Raw genomic sequence first — 16801 nt, forward strand, 5'->3', positions numbered from 1 at the left:
CCGCTCACCCGCTCCCTTGAGGACTTTTCGTGGCACCCCCTCCGCCGTTTCAGGCTTCCGTCGCCCAGTTTCCCGAGACCGTCACCCAGCCGATCGCCGTCGTCAACGAGCGCCTGCCATGGCGCCACACCTTTATTTCCCTGAAGGTCCGCAACTTCCGTATCTTTGCCATCGGCCATTTCGTGGCCGTCGTCGCGCTGTGGATGCAGAGGATCGCCCAGGACTGGCTGGTGCTGCAGCTCTCCGGGTCGGTCACTGCCGTCGGGATCACCGTGGCGCTGCAGTTCATGCCCTCGCTGTTCCTCGGACCGTGGGCCGGGATGATGGCGGACCGCTTCGCGAAGCGGAAAATCCTGATGCTATGCCAGTCGGTGGCCGCGGTGCTGGCGGCAATCCTCGCAATGCTGGCCCTGACGCAGCGGATCGAGGTCTGGCACGTCTATGCGATTGCCCTGGCGCTGGGCCTGGTCACGGTATTGGACCAGCCGGCCCGGCAGGTCTTCGTCAACGAACTGGTGGGACCGGCCTACCTGCGGAACGCCATCAGCGTGAACTCCACGATCTTCCAGCTGGGCGGGCTGATCGGCCCGGCGCTCGCCGGACTGCTGCTCACCGCCGTGGGCGCCGGCTGGGCCTTTGCCGCCAACGCCGTGGCCTGCTGCTCCACCGTGGCAATGCTCCTGAGCCTGCGCAAGGACCAGCTGCACATCAGCGCACCGGCCCCCAAGCGCAAGGGCATGCTGAAGGAGGGGCTGAACTACGCGCTCAGCAAGCCCACGATCTACTGGCCGTGGCTCATGGCCGGCTTCATCGCCGTGTTCGCGATGAGCCTGCCGGTGCTGCTGGCGGCCTTCGCCGACCACGTGTACGACGCCGGTGCCGGCGGCTACGGCCTGCTGAACGCCCTCGTGGCACTGGGCGCGCTGGCCGGCGCCATCACCTCCGCGCGGCGCCGCCAGCTGCGGCTCCGCTCGGTGGTCCTGGGCGCCGGGATGTACGGGCTCATGCTGTGCCTTGCCGCCTTCGCTCCGTCCATGGTGTGGTTCGGCGCGGCCATGGTCCTGTCCGGCTTCTGGTGCCTGATGTTCCTGACCGCCGCCAACCAGCTGGTCCAGATCAGCTCCAACCTGGCCATCCGCGGACGCACCATGAGCCTGTACATCATGGTCCTGATCGGCGGGCAGGCGATCGGCGGGCCGCTGATCGGATGGCTGGCCGAGCACGCGGACCCGCACACCGCGGTCCTGGTCTCCGGCGGGGTGCCGGTGCTGGCCGCCGTGACGGTCGCCGTCGTGCTGGCCCGTCGCGGGCAGCTGATGCTGCGCGTGGACCTGAAGGACCGGCGCCGCCTGCTGCGGATTGTCCGGAACCCGGGCGGGCGGCCGTCCGCCGCCACATCCTAGGTCCCGGCGGCTACCCGCCCAGCGGGGAGTGCGGGTACTCCGGCTTCCGCTGCTGGAACTGCAGCACGTCCTCGTTGAGGATCACGCCGTCGCGGATTTCTATCGCGCGGCTGATGGTCTCGTTTTCTGCCCAGGCCTCGGGGCCGGAGATCACGGTTTCGAGGAAGGGCAGCAGCGCCTCGCTGATTTCCCAGCTGGAGGAATTCCAGAGGTAGGACGGGCTGTGGTCCACGGCGTAGTAGTCGATGTGGTCCCCCACCTTGAGCATGGGCTCGGCGAAGGTGGTGTTTTTCGCCCAGCTGAAGCCCATGCCCTCATCGCAGGAGACGTCCACGATCAGGCTGCCGGACCGGAAGGCGTCCAGGTCCTCGGTACGCAGGTAGGTCAGCGGCGCGTTGGGGTCCTGCAGCGTGCAGTTGACCACGATGTCGCTCTCGGCGAGGAACGGTGCCAGCGGCACTCGGCCGCGGTCGGTGATGACCTGGCTAAGGAACGGGGCCTTGTCGTCGTGGTCGAACTGCACGATCCGCACCGAATGAATGGGCGAACCAACCGCAGCAACACCGCGGTTGGTCAGGACCTGGACGTCGTGGATGCCGTGGGCGTTTAGTGCAGTGACTGCGCCGCGGGCAGTGGCTCCGAAGCCGATGACGACGGCGCTCAGTCGGCGGCCGTAATCGCCGGTGGAGCCCGTCAGTGCCAGGGCATGCAGCACGGAGCAGTAACCGGCCAGCTCATTGTTCTTGTGGAATACGTGCAGGCCGAAGCCGCCGTCGCTGGCCCAGTGGTTCATCGCCTCGAAGGCGATCAGGGTGAGCTTCTTATCAATCGCCAGCTGCGTGATGGCCCGGTCCTGGACGCAGTGCGGCCACCCCCAGAGGACCTGCCCGTCACGGAGCTCGGCCAGGTCTTCGGGCTGCGGCTTGGGCAGGAGAACGACGTCGGCGTCCGCCAGCAGTTGCGCGCGCGGGACGATTCGCCCCACGAGCGGCGCCAGGTGGGCGTCCGAAACGCCGAAACGCTCGCCGTAACCCTCTTCCAGGACCAGCTGCTGCCGGAGTTCCGGTGCGATGCGGTCCAGGTGAAGGGGGTGGATCGGGAGGCGCCGCTCGTCAGGTTTTCGCGTGCTGGCCAGGACTCCCAGGGTGAGGCGGCTCAAGGCGGCGCTCACTTCTTTTTGGGACTCGCCGGCTTGGTGCTGGTGGCCTTGTCCATGGAGCTGGGCGGCGCTGCCGCGGACCTCTTATCGGCCCGCTTTTCCTTGATGGATTTGCCGGATTTCTTGGATGCTGCTTGACGGGGGGATTTGTCAGCCATGATCGCTCCTGTAGCGGAACCGAAGAGGTTCCTGACTTCTGACGATACAGGTAGCGACCTAACGGCCGTCCGGGGATTTCCGCCGGGGCGGCGGTGGGGAATTGGAGCGGCTGACGGGAATCGAACCCGCGTATCAAGCTTGGGAAGCTAGCGCTCTACCATTGAGCTACAGCCGCAGCGGGACTGTCCAAAAAATTGGTCAAGAGTCCCTGTTGCGTCAACCGGATTTACTTTACCTCAGCCGCGAGCCGTCCTCGAACAGCGACATCAGGCTTGTCGCCGCAGTCTGCGTGCGGTTCAAGGACACTGTCCGGCTTTGATTCAGGATCTCGTTCTCCTGCTCCAGAAGCCGGATCCGCTTCCTGGCATTCCGTAGTTCGGCGGCTTCCATTTCCGTAATGCCCGGTGTGATGCCGTCTTCGATCGCGGCTTTTGTGAGCGAGTTGTGCAGGGTTGCTTCACCATTCTAAATGGGCATGAAGGGGGAACAACGAAGGACACACCAGAATTTAGTGGCTACAAATGCTGGTGCAAAAGTAGGGCCACGGCCCGGAAACTCAACGATCCCCCGGGCCGTGGCCCCACCTAACTCTTCGACGGTAAACTCCGTCCCATGTCCTAGTAGTACTTTGTTAGGTTTTTGAGTGTTGCTCTTTTAATCTTCGGTCGGGTCTGTTAATTTCGGTTTATGAGGGACGACGAGATCGCGGCCGTGCGCCTTGAGCTGGAGGACTACGTTGCGGAGGTCTTCGGATCGCTGCCGCGCAAGGACCAGCGGGCCAAGGGCAGCCTGTATCTGCGGGGGCTGATGCTTGATGGCCGGCGTAAGTCGATGCAGCCGATGGGTGAGCGTCTGGGCGTGGACTACCAGCAGCTGCAGCAGTTCGTCTCCTCGTCGTCGTGGGCGGTGGAGCCGGTGCGGCGGCGGCTGGCGAACCTGGCGGTGGAGACGGTCGGGCCCGAGGCCTGGGTTATTGATGACACCGGGTTCAAGAAGGACGGGCCGGCCTCCCCGTGCGAAGCTCGTCAGGATACTTTTTTGGTGCTGGCATGGTGCTCATCCTTTCAAGGACTCAACACCCTCCATTAAACCCGGGGCGATTCAGACTGCCGCACCATTGATATGCTCCATTCCCCGATCCTACCGTTCAGTCATTCATTAGATGTCTAAGAAAAGTACGGTTTCATGGATCCGGCATCAAGAGGAGCAGGCCACTCCTGCTGACCTTGACCCGGCGGGGCCGTAACCGCGTGTTCAGCCAAAGTGAGGGTTCCCCGCCGGGAACCCACGGGTCTGTTCCCCTCAGGATCAGGGTTGGACCCGTGGGTTCGGCTCAACCCGAGGTGTTGCGCTCGAGCCGGTCAGGCGTTATCGGCGGTGGCCGCATACGCCCGGGTCCTGGGCCAGCGTTTCAGCGCGCTCGTCACGGTGGCGTGGGTCCACGCCGGGATCGCAGCCTGCAACGGGTGGCTGTTCTGCTGGCCCTGGTGGGAGAAACAGGCCCAACACCAACCCGCCCTTATGCCCGATGCGGCCGGCCCGGCACTCTGTGGGGTACACCTGCCCTGACCCGGGGCACGTGTAACGACTGCCCAGCTGAACCGCGCTGGGTTGCTGGAGGCTCTGCCCTGGACAGCGGTCCGCAGTTGCGGACGATAGGGAGGCCTGTGCTGTGGCGGATATCCATAACTCTTCGGTAAAGGCCCGCCGCGCATCTGCGCGTGGCGGGCCTTGCTGATTATCCTGAAGGTGTTAGCTGCAGTCTCTGGGGAAGCGGGCTACGCCCATCAGCCGTCCGCCGAGCAAGGATTCCCCGTGGCATTCGCAGAATACGACGTCGTCATCCAGCGTGATGCCATGAGCGTCTACAACTTCTTGCTGGATGCCAGGAATCTCCCGAGTTGGCGCGAAGGGATCCGGAGCGTCGAGCTCCAATCCGGCGCCGGCGGTGCCAAGGGCGCAGTGTACCGGCAGACCCTCACCGGGCCGGGCGGCCGTCCCGTTGCCGCGGATTTTGAGATCATCGAAGCGCGCCCGGGAGCGGAGATCCAGTACCAGGTCATCGTCGGCCCGGCCCGCCCGCACGGGGGCTACTACCTGAGCACGGAAGGAACGAGCACGCGCGTCCGCTTCGCCCTGGAATACGAGGCCAAGGGATTCCTGGTCCGGGTGAAGAATCCGTTCCGCAGGCGCATGAACGCCGAAGTCTGCCAGCTGGAGCGGCTCAAGGCGGTGCTGGAAGAGATGCCCGCGGCGGAATAGGCCGCGGGCTGGGGTGGCCCCGGCGCCATCACTCCGGGTCGCCCCGGGCAGTAACACTGGCAGTAACACTCGGCGGCGGCACCGACCCGCGCGGCCCGGGCATGGGCCAGTACGGTATTTTTGATCCTGTGCTGATCTCAGACCGCGACATTCGTACCGAAATCGACTCCCGACGGATTGTTCTGGAGCCGTTCGACCCTGCCATGGTTCAGCCCTCATCGGTGGACGTCAGGATCGACAAGTTCTTCCGGCTGTTCGACAACCACAAGTACGCCCACATCGATCCGGCGGAGGAACAACCCGAGCTGACCCGCCTTGTCGAGGTCGACGCCGGCGAACCGTTCATCCTGCACCCGGGGGAGTTCGTCCTCGGCTCCACCTATGAGACCGTCACGCTTCCGGATGACATCGCCGCCCGACTGGAAGGCAAGTCCTCACTGGGCCGGCTGGGACTCCTGACGCACTCGACGGCGGGCTTCATCGACCCCGGTTTTTCGGGCCACGTCACCCTCGAGCTCTCCAACATGGCCACCCTGCCCATCAAGCTGTGGCCGGGCATGAAGATCGGCCAGTTATGCTTCTTCCGGCTCTCCTCGGCTGCGGAGCACCCCTACGGCTCCGGCGAGTACGGCAACCGCTACCAGGGCCAGCGCGGTCCCACGGCCAGCCGCAGCCACCTGAACTTCCACCGCACCGACCTCTAGGCAGGTTCAGGCACAGCCGGGCAGGTCCGGGCCGGCCTAGGCCTGGCCGGCTGCCCGGGCCGCCGGCCGTTTCACGGGACGACGCAGCATCTGCACGAGCGGTTCCACGAAGCGCGCCGCCAGCGGACCCATGATGGCCATGATCAGCACGTAGGCGGTGGCCAGGGCCGCCAGCTCCTGGGGCACCACGCCGGAGGCGACCGCCAGTCCGGCGATGACAATCGAGAACTCGCCGCGGGCTATCAGGGCTGCCCCGGCACGGAAACGGCCCGGCACGCCGATCCCTGCCCGCTTGGCCGCCCAGACGCCGGTGATCACTTTTGTGGCTGCCGTCAGCACGGCCAGCAGCAGGGCCCAGCCGAGGACCGGCGGGATGGATCTGGGGTCCGTGTTGAGTCCAAAGACCACGAAGAAGATCGCCGCGAAGAGGTCCCGGAGCGGCTCGAGGATGCGGGTGGCGCTGTGGGCCGTGGCTCCGGAAATCGCGATGCCGAGCATGAAGGCGCCCACGGCCGCGGAGACCTGCATGGCGGCGGCCAGCCCTGCCACGAGCAGGGCGGCGCCCAGCAGGTTGAGCAGGAATACCTCGGAGTTCTCGCTGTGCACCGCTTTGGACACATGGTGGCCGTGGCGCAGGGCCACCACCAGGACGAGGGTGACGACGGCGAGGGAGATTCCCACGGTCTGGAGGCCCACGAGGAAGCTGACGCCGGCCAGCGTGGCCGTCAGGATCGGCAGGTAGACGGCCATGGCCAGGTCTTCGAAGACCAGGATGGACAGGATCACCGGGGTTTCCCGGTTGCCGATCCGGCCCAGGTCAGTAATGACCTTGGCCGCGATCCCGGAGGACGAAATGTAGGTGACGCCGCCCATCACCATGGCGCCCACCAGGCCCCAGCCCAGCATCGCAGCCAGCCCGGCGCCGGGCAGGAAATTGAGCAGTAAGTCCAGGACCCCGGCCTGCCATGACCGCTTCAGGCCTGTCACGAGCTCGGCCGCCGTATATTCCAATCCGAGCATAAGCAGCAGCAGGATCACGCCGATCTCGCTGGAAAGATGTGCGAACTCGTGCATGCCTTCGAGTTTGACCAGGCCTCCGGCCCCGAAAAACAGCCCGCCCACCAGATAGAGAGGGATGGGGGACATACCGATCCGCCCGGCCAGCCTCGCCAGCAGGCCGAGGCAGAACACGAGGGCCCCCAGCTCGATCAGGGTCAGGGCGAGCGGATCCATGCCGCTTAGCCGTTGCGCAGGATGCTGGCCGCTGTGTCCAGGCCTTCTTGCGTTCCGACCGCCACGAGAAGATCACCGGGGTGCAGGACGACGTCGGGTCCCGGTGAGGGCACGACCTCGCCCTCGCGCATGATGGCCACGATCGAGACGCCGCTGCGGGTGCGGATGCAGGCCTTGCCCATCGGCTGGTCGTGGAACGGGGATTCTGCGCCGATCGAGAACTGACGCGTGACGATTCCGGGGATTTCCCGGTGGGCTTCCGAGAGTTGCATGGCGAGGCGCTGGCCGCCCAGGAGGTTTCCCAGGGCGGCGGCCTCGTCGGCGGTCAGCGGGATGGACGCCTGGCAGGTGTCCGGATCGTCCCAGGTCGAGACGATCAGTTCCGTCTGACCTTCGCGGTATTCAACGACGCCGATCCGGCGTCCCGAGGCGGTCATGAAGTCCTTGCGCCGGCCCAGGCCGGGGAGGTCGGTCTCATCCACGTTCATATGTTCAGCCTAGTGCGCGAACGGGATTTTCGGAGGGCTCAGGCTGCCGGGACGACGGCGATTTCCGTCTTGCCCGGCGGCTTGACCGGCAACAGGGCAAGCAGGCCCGCCAGCAGCACCAACATGATGCCGAGGATGCCCCAGCGCTGGGCCTCGCCGGCAGCCACGAGCGGGGTGGCGACGGTGATGCACAGGGTGAAGAGGGTCGGGGCGAGGAAGCTCACGGCCCGGCCGGTGGTGGCGTAGAGCCCGAACAGCTCCCCGGATTCGCCGTGCGGGGCGAGCCGTGCGAGGTAGGCGCGCGAGGACGACTGTGCCGGCCCGACGAAGAGGCACAGGAACAGGCCGAAGATCCAGAACGTGGTGCTGCCGGCCCAGTCCATGCCGAAGAAGACATAACTCCCGTTACCGAGCACCAGGATGACGGTGCCCGCGACCAGGAGGCCGGCCAGGGACCCGATGATGACCGATTTCGGCCCGATCCGGTCATCCAGGAAGCCGCCGAGCATGGCCCCGACCGCCGCCACGACGTTGCCGAAGATCGCGAAGAAGATGACTTCCTTCAGCTCGAAGCCGAAGGTGCCGGCCGCGATGATGCCGCCGAACGTGAACACCGCGGCCAGGCCGTCCCGGAAGATGGCGCTCGCGAGCAGGAAGAAGATGGTGTGCGGACTCGTCGCGTAGATCGCCCTGATGCGCCGCACCAGCAGGCCATAGGATGCCAGGAACCCCAGGCCGGCACTCCGTTTGCCCGCGCTCCGTTTGGGTTTGGGGAGTTCCGGCACGGCGAACAATACCGGCAGGGCAAAGATGAAGAACCAGAGGGCGGAGAACACGGCAACCAGCCGGATGTTCAGGCTGTCCTCGGTAGATGCGCCGAACCAGTCAAAGCTGGGCTGGATGAACAGGCGGAGCACAACCAGCAGCGCCACGATGCCGCCGAGGTACCCCATGCCCCAGCCGAAGCCGCTGACCTTGCCGATATTCCGTGGGGTGGAAATCTGCGCCAGCATGGCGTTGTAGTTCACCCCGGCGAATTCGAAGAAAACATTGCCCAGCGCAATCAGGGTCACACCAAGGAGCAGGAACTCCGGCCGCGGGAAAACAAAGAAACACAGGCCAGTCAGGAGCGCGACGGCGGCCGTGTTGACGCCCAGCCACAGCTTGCGCCGCCCCCCGGCGTCCGAGCGCTGCCCGGTGACCGGGGCCAGCAAGGCGATCGCCGCACCGGCGATTGCCAGCGCGCCGCCGAGGACTGCCGAGGCCTGGTCCTCGCCGCCGAAGGCCTTGGACGTCAGGTACACGGTGAAGACAAACGTCGTCATGACGGCGTTGAAGGCCGCGGAGCCCCAGTCCCACGCGGCCCATGCCAGGATCCGGCCCTTATTGGCGACAGGGCTCCCGGATTCCAGTTCCGAGGACGGTCGCATGGCCTCGGGGGCGGCGGCTGAGTTCATAGCCTGAATGGTAGCCGTCGTGAGCGCGGCGCCGGACGCTCCCTGCCAAAAGAATTTGTGCACGCTTGGTAAACTGTCGGCACTGAACCTAACGAATACCCGCCTGCTCCAACTTGTTGACAATCGAAAACCTGACGTTGCGGAGATACCAGTGATCACAGTTCTTGCCGTGCACTTTGCGGTGGCTGCTGTGGCGCCGCTTCTCTTCCGGAAGTTCGGCAGGAACTCGTTCTACGCCCTGGCGGCGGTTCCCGCCGCCTCGTTCATCTGGCTGGTCTTGCAGCACGGTGTCATCTATTCGAACGCCGGGGCCACCGGCTCCGCGGCCGAAGTGCTCCCATGGATCCCCGCACTCAAACTGGAGCTCGCCTTCCGGATGGACGCACTGGCCTGGGTCATGTCGCTGCTGGTCCTCGGGGTGGGTGCCCTGGTGCTGATTTATTGCGCCCGGTACTTCAAGGACAAGGACGACGATCTGGGGGGCTTCGGCGCCCAGTTGCTTGCCTTCGCCGGGGCGATGTTCGGACTGGTCACGGCCGACGACCTGCTCCTGATGTTCATCTTCTGGGAACTGACCACAGTGCTGTCCTACCTGCTGATCGGATACGCCCGCACACGGCTGTCCGCCCGGCGCTCGGCGCTCCAAGCACTCGTCGTTACCACCGCCGGCGGGCTGGCCATGCTCGTGGGCCTGATCATCCTCGGCTCCGCCGCCGGAACCTACCGGATCCAGACCATCCTGGAGCAGGCGCCCGCGCTGGTCACGGGCCCCATGGGGGAAGCCGTGGGCGCCGCCGTCGTCCTGATCCTGATCGGCGCGATCACCAAGTCCGCCCTGGTCCCGTTCCATTTCTGGCTCCCCGGCGCCATGGCGGCACCCACGCCCGTGAGCGCCTACCTGCACGCCGCCGCGATGGTCAAGGCCGGGATATACCTCGTGGCGCGGCTCGCCCCGGCGTTCTCCGAGACGGCGTTCTGGCCGCCCGTGGTGCTGGGCCTGGGCCTGGCCACCATGCTGGTGGGCGGCTACCGGGCCCTCCGGCAGACGGACATCAAGCTCATCCTCGCCTACGGCACCGTCAGCCAGCTCGGCTTCCTGACCATGGTGGTGGGCCTCGGCACGCCCGACGCGGCGCTCGCCGGACTCGCCCTGCTCCTGGCGCACGGGCTCTTCAAGGCCACCCTCTTCCTCGTCGTGGGCATCATCGACCACCAGGCCGGAACGCGCGACATCCGCAAGCTCTCCGGCGTCTACGGCTCCGCCCGGGCGCTGGCAATCGTGGCGGGGATCGGCGCGGCCTCCATGGCAGGCTTCCTGCCGCTGGCCGGATTCGTGGCGAAGGAATCGGTCTTCGAGGCGTTTGTCCACTACGGCGCCGGATCCGTGCCCGGCCTGGTGATCTTGCTCGGCCTGGTCCTGGGCTCCATCCTGACCTTCGCCTACAGCGCCCGGTTCATGTGGGGTGCCTTCGCGGTGAAGCCCGGCGTCGAGACTACGCCGTTCAAGCCGATCAAGCCGGCGTTCCTGGCCGCCCCCGCCGTCCTGAGTGTCCTGACGATCCTCTACGGCCTGTGGCCGGATCCGGTGGACGGCTGGATTCAGCCCTATGCGGCGCTTTTTGTTGACGGCGCCGCGCACGACGGCGGACCGGCGGCCGGCGCTGCCGGGCACCTGGCGCTGTGGCACGGGTTCACGCCGGCGCTGGGGCTGACCGCCGCCACCTTCGCGCTCGGCCTCGCCATGTTCTACGGCCGCAACACCGTGTCCAGGCTGCAGGATCTGGTGCCCGGCTGGATCGACGGTGACCGTGCCTACCAGCTGACCATCGGCGCCCTCGACGACAGCGCGGTCTGGGTCACCGGCCGGACCCAGCGTGGCTCGCTGTTCTTCTACCTGTCCGTCATCCTGACCGTCGCGCTCGTCCTGCCGCTCACCGCGCTGCTCCTGGCCCGCAAGCCGCTGCCCGGCAGCCTCTACTTCATCGACCCCAACTCCCCGCTGCAGCTCGTGGCCGGCGCCGGCATCGTGATCGGGGCGCTCGCCGCCGTGCGGGCCAACAAACGTTTCCTGGCCGTGCTGATGGTCTCCGTCACCGGCTACGGCATCGCGCTGATGTTCGCCCTGCAGGGCGCTCCGGACCTTGCGCTGACCCAGATGCTGGTGGAAACCATCATCCTGGTGGCGTTCGTCCTGGCCATGCGCAGCCTCCCTGCGGAGCTGCGGGACCGTACCGGCGGAAAGTACCGGGTCATCCGGGTGATCATCGGTGTTGCCTTCGGAGCCACGATGATCTTCGTCGCCATCTACGCCCTCGGCGCCCGCGTGGCGCCGCCGGTCTCGCTGGAGTTTCCGCGGCTGGCCTATGAGGGCGGCGGCGGGCTGAACGTCGTCAACGTCACCCTCGTGGATATCCGCGTCTGGGACACCTTCGGCGAGATTTCCGTGCTGGCCCTGGCCGCCACCGGTGTTGCCAGCCTCATCTTTGTCCGGGGCCGCGGCGACAGGATCCGGACCGCGTCGACCGTGGCGGAAGGGACCGTGGGCCGGCGGAACGGTGCCGGGGGCAACAGCCGCGATGATGCCGCGCTGGCCCTGAGCCGCCGCTTCGCCGCGGCCACGCGCGACGCCTGGCTGGTGGCGGGCCGGACCCTTGCTCCGGAACGCCGCTCGATCATCTTCGAGGTGGTCACCCGGCTCATCTTCCACTCCGTGATCGTGTTCTCCATCTACCTGCTGCTGGCCGGGCACAACCTGCCCGGCGGGGGCTTCGCCGGCGGGCTCACCGCCGGCCTGGGCCTGACGCTCCGCTACCTCGCCGGCGGCCGCTTCGAACTGCGGGAAGCCACGCCCGTCGGCGCCGGCACCCTGCTGGGAATCGGGCTCGCCACGGCGGCGGCCGCAGGCATGACGCCGCTGCTGCTGGGCGGCCAGGTGTTCCAGAGCGCCATCGTCGGGCTGTGGCTGCCCATCTTCGGCGACATCAAGTTCGTCACCTCCACCATCTTCGACATCGGTGTCTACGTCGTCGTCGTCGGCCTCGTCCTGGACGTACTGCGGAGCCTGGGGGCCGAAATCGACGAGCATTTCGAAGATCATCCCGCGGAGCCCTCCGAACAGCAGGAAGCCGGCGGGATCCCGGCCGAAACCACCGCCAAGGGGAAAGCATGAGCGTCAATCTGACCCTGCTGACGGTCATGGGAGCCTTGTATGCCTGCGGCATCTACCTGATCCTGGAACGCAGCCTCACCCGGGTCCTGCTGGGACTCATGCTGCTGGCAAACGCCACCAACCTGCTGATTCTCACCACCGGCGGCTACGCCGGGCTCGCGCCGATGTTCAGCAAGGACACCGACCCGCGGGACTACAACGACCCCCTGCCGCAGGCACTGATCCTCACTTCGATCGTGATCTCCTTCGCCGTCACGGCGTTCATGCTGGGCATCATCTACCGCACCTGGGTCCTGGCCCGCCAGGACGAAATCCAGGACGACGCCGAGGACCGCCGCGTCGCGGAGACGCCCAGCTTCGACGCCGAGGACGACTCCGTGATCCCGGCGGAGACCTCGGAATTCCCGCTGGCCATGATCGGCTCCGACGGAGCCGGGATCTCGGACACCGCCGGACACACCGCCGCCGGAACCAACACAGCTACCGTCATGGCGGGCGACCGCCCGGTCATGGCCGAGGACGCCGCCGCGGAAGAACAGCCAGGCTCCCGGAACGTGGCGCCAAGACCGGAAGGAGGCGGACAGTGAACGTCGCCAGTTTTGCCCCGCTCGCCGTCGTACTTCCCATCCTGGGCGCCGCCCTGACCTTCCTGCTGATCCGGCACCCCCGGGCCCAGCGGGCCGTCAGCATCGCCGTGCTGTCCCTGACCCTGCTGCTCGAATGCTGGCTGCTCGCCTCTGTGTGGGAGGGCGGGACGGCCGCGGTGAACATCGGCGGCTGGCTTCCGCCCTGGGGCATCGTGATGGTGGTGGACCAGTTCTCCTCGCTGATGCTGGTGGTGTCCTCCGCCGTGAGCCTCGCCGTGCTGATCTACGCGACCGGGCAGGGCATGGCCGACGGCGACCGGGACGCGCCGCTCTCGATCTTCCACCCCACCTACCTGATCCTGGTGGCCGGGGTGTCCAACGCCTTCCTGTCCGGGGACCTGTTCAACCTCTATGTGGGCTTCGAGATCCTCCTGACCGCCAGCTACGTGCTGATCACGCTGGGCGGGACGGGCCCGCGCATCCGCGCCGGCGTGACCTATGTGGTGGTCTCGGTGGTCTCCTCAGTGCTCTTCCTGATCGCGATCGCCATGATCTACGGCGCCACCGGAACCATCAACATGGCGGATCTCGCCATCAAACTCGCGGATCTGGACCAGGGCACCCGGACCCTGCTGCACGTCATGCTGCTGGTTGCCTTCGGCATCAAGGCCGCGGTGTTCCCGCTGTCTTTCTGGCTTCCGGACTCTTACCCCACCGCGCCCGCTCCCGTCACGGCGGTGTTTGCCGGCCTCCTGACCAAGGTGGGCGTCTACGCGATGGTCCGCACGGAGACGCTGCTCTTCCCCGGGGACGCGCTCAACGCGCCGCTGATGGTCGCAGCGTTGTTGACCATGGTGGTGGGAATCCTCGGCGCCCTGGCCCAGAGCGACATCAAGCGGCTCCTGTCCTTCACCCTGGTCAGCCACATCGGCTACATGGTGTTCGGCCTGGCCCTGTCCACGGTGGCCGGGCTGGGCGCCGCGGTCTTCTACGTGGTCCACCACATCACCATCCAGACCAGCCTGTTCCTGGTCGCGGGCCTGATTGAACGCCGGGGCGGCAGCTCCTCCGTGGACCGGGTGGCCGGCCTGGCCAAGCTGTCCCCGCTGCTGGCGGTGCTGTTCTTCGTGCCCGCCATGAACCTGGCCGGCATTCCGCCGTTCTCGGGATTCCTGGGCAAGATCGGGCTCCTGCAGGCGGGCATTCAGCTCGGCACGCCGCTGGCCTACGCGCTGGTGATCGGGGGAGTGCTGACCAGCCTGCTGACGCTGCTCGCCGTCGCCAGGGTCTGGAACCGCGCATTCTGGCGCAAACCCGAGGACGCGGAACATCCCGATCCGGTGCTGCTCGCGGCTCCGCAAGATTCGGCCACCGGGGACCGGGGCGGCAAGACAAATGTCACCTTGCTCCCGCGGACCATGGTGGGCTCCACCCTGGGCCTGGTGATCTTCGGCGTGGCGCTGACCGTCTTTGCCGGGCCGCTGTTCAAGGTGGCGGACCAGTCCGCCCAGGAGATGCTGGACAGGTCCTCCTACATCCAGGCGGTGCTCGGCGAAGACGCGCCGGTCCCGGTGATCGCCCAGTCCGGGCAGGGTCAGCAGACTGGCGGCCGGAAATGAGCCGGAAGCGGATCTCGCTGCGACAGGAACTGCCGCTGCTGGTGTGGCTCGTGATTGTCTGGGGCGCCCTCTGGCAGAACTTCAGCCCGGGCAACCTGCTCTTCGGCGCACTCATCGCGGTGGTGGTGGCGCGCGTGTTCTACCTGCCCCCGGTGGAGCTCGGCGGCCGCTTCAATGTGCTCCGCGCCATCCCCTTCGCCGTCATCTTCCTCGCGAAGGTGGCGGCAGCGAGCTTCCAGGTCCTGTTCCTGGCCGCCGCCCGCGGACCGCGGGTGATCAGCGCCGTCGTCGCCGTCCCCCTGCGGAGCCACTCCGACCTCCTGGTGACCGCCACCGGGCACGTGATCTCGCTGATCCCGGGCTCGCTCGTGGTGGAGGTGGACAGGTCCACGTCCACGCTGTACATCCACGGCATCAATGTCCGCAACGCCGAGGACGCGACCCGGCTCCGCAAGGAAGTCCGGGACACCGAGGCCGGGCTGATCCGCATCATGGGGAGCCGAGACGAACTGTCCGCACTCAAGCAGGAGGCGCGCGCATGATGCAGCTTGTCCTGACGGTGACCGCCGTCGTACTGTCCCTGGCCGCCGCCGGAGCGATCATCCGGATCGCGAGGGGCCCCTCGCTGCTGGACCGGGTGCTCGCCGCCGACGTGCTGCTGGCCATCGTCGGGGCCGCGCTCTGCATCGACATGGCCGTCAACCGGCACCTCAACAACCTGATGCTTCTGGTGGCGCTGTCCATCATCGGTTTCGTCGGCTCCGTCACCGTGGCGCGGTTCGTGGCGGACAGGCGGGAGAACGTCCGTGAATCCTGACGCGTCCCTGGCCGACTTCATGATCGACGCCGTCTCCGCCGTCTTCATGGTGGTCGGCGCGCTGATGTCCCTCGCCGCCGCCGTCGGGCTGCTGCGGTTCCCCGACCTCATGAGCAGGATGCACGCCGCCACCAAGCCCCAGGTGCTCGGACTGTTCCTGCTGCTGTTCGCCCTGGGGCTCCAGATGCGCATCTGGTGGGTGTGGCCCGCGCTGGCGGTCGCCTGGCTGTTCCAGCTGCTCACCGTGCCCGTGTCCGCCCACATGGTGGGCCGGGCCGGCTACCGCACCAAGCACCTGCACCCGGAGCTGCTGAGCACCGACGAGCTCGAGGCCGTGGTCCAGCAGTCGGCCGCCAAGCGCGGTGCCGACGACGACCAGGGTGGCTGAGCCCGGTAGTCCAGGCCCAATCACCGGGGAGCCCGGTTAGACGATGTCCTGGGTCTTGGCGAAGCGGGTGATCGCGCGCTGGGTGCCGCGGTTGGCAAGCACCTGGATGATGGCGCTGACCGAGGCGGAGATCAGGGCGAAGATCAGGGCCGAGCGTAGCGTGGTGGGGATGTCGTCGTCGTGGCCCTTAGGCGGCTTGTTGCCGGTGGACTTCTCCCAGACGGTGTCGACGAGCTTGGTACCGACAAACCCGGCGAGGAGGCTGATGCCGGTGCCGAGCAATTTGATGACGATGTTCATTCCGGGACTCCTTGTGGGAGGAAGCAGGGTGGGAGGAAACCGAGTGGGAGGAAGCAGGGTGGCAGGAAACAGGGCTGCCCCTAGCCTAGCGTCCCTGCTGGGGGGATTCCCGCCGGGATAGCGGGGGAATTGTGACAGCCGGCGCGGGATTTGGCGGGCCTGCGGGTGTAAACTGAACAACGCCCACAAGGGCGATTTTAATACGACAGGGGAGCGCCGCCGTCGGGCATCACTGGAGGAATCCAGGGGAACCAATGGTGGGCGCTGAGAGTGCGGACAGCCGCAGACCCTCGAACCTGATCCGGCTAGTACCGGCGCAAGGGAGTCGAGATCTCAGAGTGCCCGGAGCGGCGGCGGAAGCGGCGGCCAGCCGGGGGACTCTCCCCTCCTGTTCCTCAGGAGGACGACATGACTGATACATCTGCAAAGCATGGTTCTGCCAAGCCGATGCTTGGACAACGCAACTACAACTGGCGTGTGGTGGACATCGTGGTGGCCGCCTTGATCGCCGTCGCCGGCGGCGTGATTTTCTGGGCCTGGTCCCAGGGCGCCAACGTGATTTCCGCACCCGTCAACGCGTTCTACCCGCCCCTGACAGGTCTCTATGCCGGCGGCTGGATGATCCCGGCCGTGCTGGGCATGCTCATCATCCGCAAGCCGGGCGCCGCCCTGTTCTGCGAAACAGTGGCTGCCACCGGCGAGCTGATCATGGGCTCGCAGTACGGCACCACGGTGCTGATTTCCGGCGTCCTCCAGGGCCTCGGCGCGGAGCTGGTGTTCGCCGCGATCCTGTACAGGAAGTTCAACCTGCCGGTGTCCCTGCTGGCCGGAGCCGGCGCGGGCCTGTTCGGCGGCCTCAACGACTCCTTCCTGCCGTGGGGCTGGAACATCGCCTACGCCGCCGGTGACAAGCTCGCCTACATCGTCTTCATGGCAATCTCCGCTGCCGTCATTGCCGGCGCCCTGTCCTGGCTCGCCACCCGCGGCCTGGCCAAGACCGGGGTACTGAGCTCCTTGGCCTCCCGCAAGGCCGCCACGGAGCCTGTCTTCTCCTGA

Annotated in this window: 17 protein-coding genes, 1 tRNA gene, 1 pseudogene and 1 riboswitch; of the genes and pseudogenes, 11 read left to right on the forward strand and 8 right to left on the reverse strand. The window is 66.8% G+C overall.

Translation table 11 applies throughout. From position 1 onward, the window contains the following. Nucleotides 1–29: 29 nt before the first annotated feature. Entirely contained in the window at nt 30–1403 is a 1374-nt protein-coding gene (locus ACQCSY_RS11245) for an MFS transporter (RefSeq protein ID WP_427128790.1), read from the forward strand. A gap of 10 nt (nt 1404–1413) precedes the next feature. Here ACQCSY_RS11245 and ACQCSY_RS11250 read toward each other — a convergent pair whose 3' ends face one another. The 4 genes from ACQCSY_RS11250 to ACQCSY_RS11265 form a co-directional block, all read right to left on the reverse strand. Continuing rightward, nucleotides 1414–2562, reverse strand: a complete 1149-nt coding sequence (locus ACQCSY_RS11250) for a N(5)-(carboxyethyl)ornithine synthase (RefSeq protein ID WP_427128792.1) — start codon at nt 2560–2562, stop codon at nt 1414–1416. 8 nt (nt 2563–2570) lie between these two features. Beyond that, complete coding sequence (locus ACQCSY_RS11255; RefSeq protein ID WP_427128793.1) at nt 2571–2720, reverse strand: hypothetical protein; 150 nt, start codon at nt 2718–2720, stop codon at nt 2571–2573. Nucleotides 2721–2822: 102 nt separating this feature from the next. After that, nucleotides 2823–2896, reverse strand: a tRNA-Gly gene (locus tag ACQCSY_RS11260). Nucleotides 2897–2952: 56 nt separating this feature from the next. Beyond that, complete coding sequence (locus ACQCSY_RS11265; protein ID WP_427128795.1) at nt 2953–3111, reverse strand: hypothetical protein; 159 nt, start codon at nt 3109–3111, stop codon at nt 2953–2955. Between the two features lie 297 nt (nt 3112–3408). Here ACQCSY_RS11265 and ACQCSY_RS11270 point away from each other — a divergent pair. The 3 genes and pseudogenes from ACQCSY_RS11270 to dcd all read left to right on the forward strand — a co-directional run. Further along, nucleotides 3409–3750, forward strand: a pseudogene (locus tag ACQCSY_RS11270) (transposase); the annotation flags it as partial. A 786-nt stretch (nt 3751–4536) separates the two neighbouring features. Further along, nucleotides 4537–4983: an SRPBCC family protein gene (locus ACQCSY_RS11275; protein ID WP_427128797.1), complete on the forward strand. Its 447-nt coding sequence runs from the start codon at nt 4537–4539 to the stop codon at nt 4981–4983. Between the two features lie 128 nt (nt 4984–5111). After that, nucleotides 5112–5687 carry a dCTP deaminase gene (gene dcd, locus ACQCSY_RS11280; protein ID WP_427128799.1) on the forward strand — a complete coding sequence of 192 codons (576 nt, stop codon included), beginning with the start codon at nt 5112–5114 and terminating at the stop codon, nt 5685–5687. Between the two features lie 36 nt (nt 5688–5723). Here the strand turns inward: dcd and ACQCSY_RS11285 are convergent, their stop codons facing one another. The 3 genes from ACQCSY_RS11285 to ACQCSY_RS11295 are packed head-to-tail and all read right to left on the reverse strand — an operon-like array spanning nt 5724 to nt 8865. Then, nucleotides 5724–6920: a cation:proton antiporter gene (locus tag ACQCSY_RS11285; RefSeq protein ID WP_427128800.1), complete on the reverse strand. Its 1197-nt coding sequence runs from the start codon at nt 6918–6920 to the stop codon at nt 5724–5726. 5 nt (nt 6921–6925) lie between these two features. Continuing rightward, complete coding sequence (locus ACQCSY_RS11290; RefSeq protein WP_427128802.1) at nt 6926–7408, reverse strand: cation:proton antiporter regulatory subunit; 483 nt, start codon at nt 7406–7408, stop codon at nt 6926–6928. A gap of 38 nt (nt 7409–7446) precedes the next feature. Next, nucleotides 7447–8865 carry an MFS transporter gene (locus ACQCSY_RS11295; protein ID WP_427128804.1) on the reverse strand — a complete coding sequence of 473 codons (1419 nt, stop codon included), beginning with the start codon at nt 8863–8865 and terminating at the stop codon, nt 7447–7449. Between the two features lie 151 nt (nt 8866–9016). Here ACQCSY_RS11295 and ACQCSY_RS11300 point away from each other — a divergent pair, with 151 nt between their 5' ends. The 6 genes from ACQCSY_RS11300 to mnhG are packed head-to-tail and all read left to right on the forward strand — an operon-like array spanning nt 9017 to nt 15445. Beyond that, the gene (locus ACQCSY_RS11300; RefSeq protein ID WP_427128806.1) at nt 9017–12034 is read left to right on the forward strand and encodes a Na+/H+ antiporter subunit A; all 3018 of its coding nucleotides are present in this window, start codon (nt 9017–9019) and stop codon (nt 12032–12034) included. Beyond that, nucleotides 12031–12621 (forward strand): Na(+)/H(+) antiporter subunit C, encoded by a 591-nt coding sequence (locus ACQCSY_RS11305; RefSeq protein WP_427128807.1) that lies wholly within the window; start codon nt 12031–12033, stop codon nt 12619–12621. The genes ACQCSY_RS11300 and ACQCSY_RS11305 overlap by 4 nt, the downstream gene beginning before the upstream one ends. Continuing rightward, complete coding sequence (locus ACQCSY_RS11310) at nt 12618–14240, forward strand: Na+/H+ antiporter subunit D (RefSeq protein ID WP_427128809.1); 1623 nt, start codon at nt 12618–12620, stop codon at nt 14238–14240. The genes ACQCSY_RS11305 and ACQCSY_RS11310 overlap by 4 nt, the downstream gene beginning before the upstream one ends. Further along, nucleotides 14237–14782, forward strand: a complete 546-nt coding sequence (locus tag ACQCSY_RS11315; protein ID WP_427128811.1) for a Na+/H+ antiporter subunit E — start codon at nt 14237–14239, stop codon at nt 14780–14782. The genes ACQCSY_RS11310 and ACQCSY_RS11315 overlap by 4 nt, the downstream gene beginning before the upstream one ends. Then, nucleotides 14779–15057, forward strand: coding sequence for a monovalent cation/H+ antiporter complex subunit F (locus ACQCSY_RS11320; protein ID WP_427128812.1), 279 nt, complete (start codon nt 14779–14781; stop codon nt 15055–15057). Before ACQCSY_RS11315 ends, ACQCSY_RS11320 begins: the two co-directional genes overlap by 4 nt. After that, nucleotides 15047–15445, forward strand: coding sequence for a monovalent cation/H(+) antiporter subunit G (mnhG, locus tag ACQCSY_RS11325; RefSeq protein ID WP_427128813.1), 399 nt, complete (start codon nt 15047–15049; stop codon nt 15443–15445). Before ACQCSY_RS11320 ends, mnhG begins: the two co-directional genes overlap by 11 nt. Before the next feature lie 36 nt (nt 15446–15481). Here the strand turns inward: mnhG and ACQCSY_RS11330 are convergent, their stop codons facing one another. Continuing rightward, nucleotides 15482–15745 (reverse strand): DUF4235 domain-containing protein, encoded by a 264-nt coding sequence (locus tag ACQCSY_RS11330; RefSeq protein ID WP_427128815.1) that lies wholly within the window; start codon nt 15743–15745, stop codon nt 15482–15484. A 197-nt stretch (nt 15746–15942) separates the two neighbouring features. Further along, nucleotides 15943–16086: riboswitch (TPP riboswitch) on the forward strand. 67 nt (nt 16087–16153) lie between these two features. Between ACQCSY_RS11330 and ACQCSY_RS11335 the strand changes: the two genes are divergently transcribed. Further along, the gene (locus ACQCSY_RS11335) at nt 16154–16801 is read left to right on the forward strand and encodes an ECF transporter S component (protein ID WP_427128817.1); all 648 of its coding nucleotides are present in this window, start codon (nt 16154–16156) and stop codon (nt 16799–16801) included.

The organism is Pseudarthrobacter sp. S9, assembly GCF_050156545.1.
Classification (GTDB): domain Bacteria; phylum Actinomycetota; class Actinomycetes; order Actinomycetales; family Micrococcaceae; genus Arthrobacter.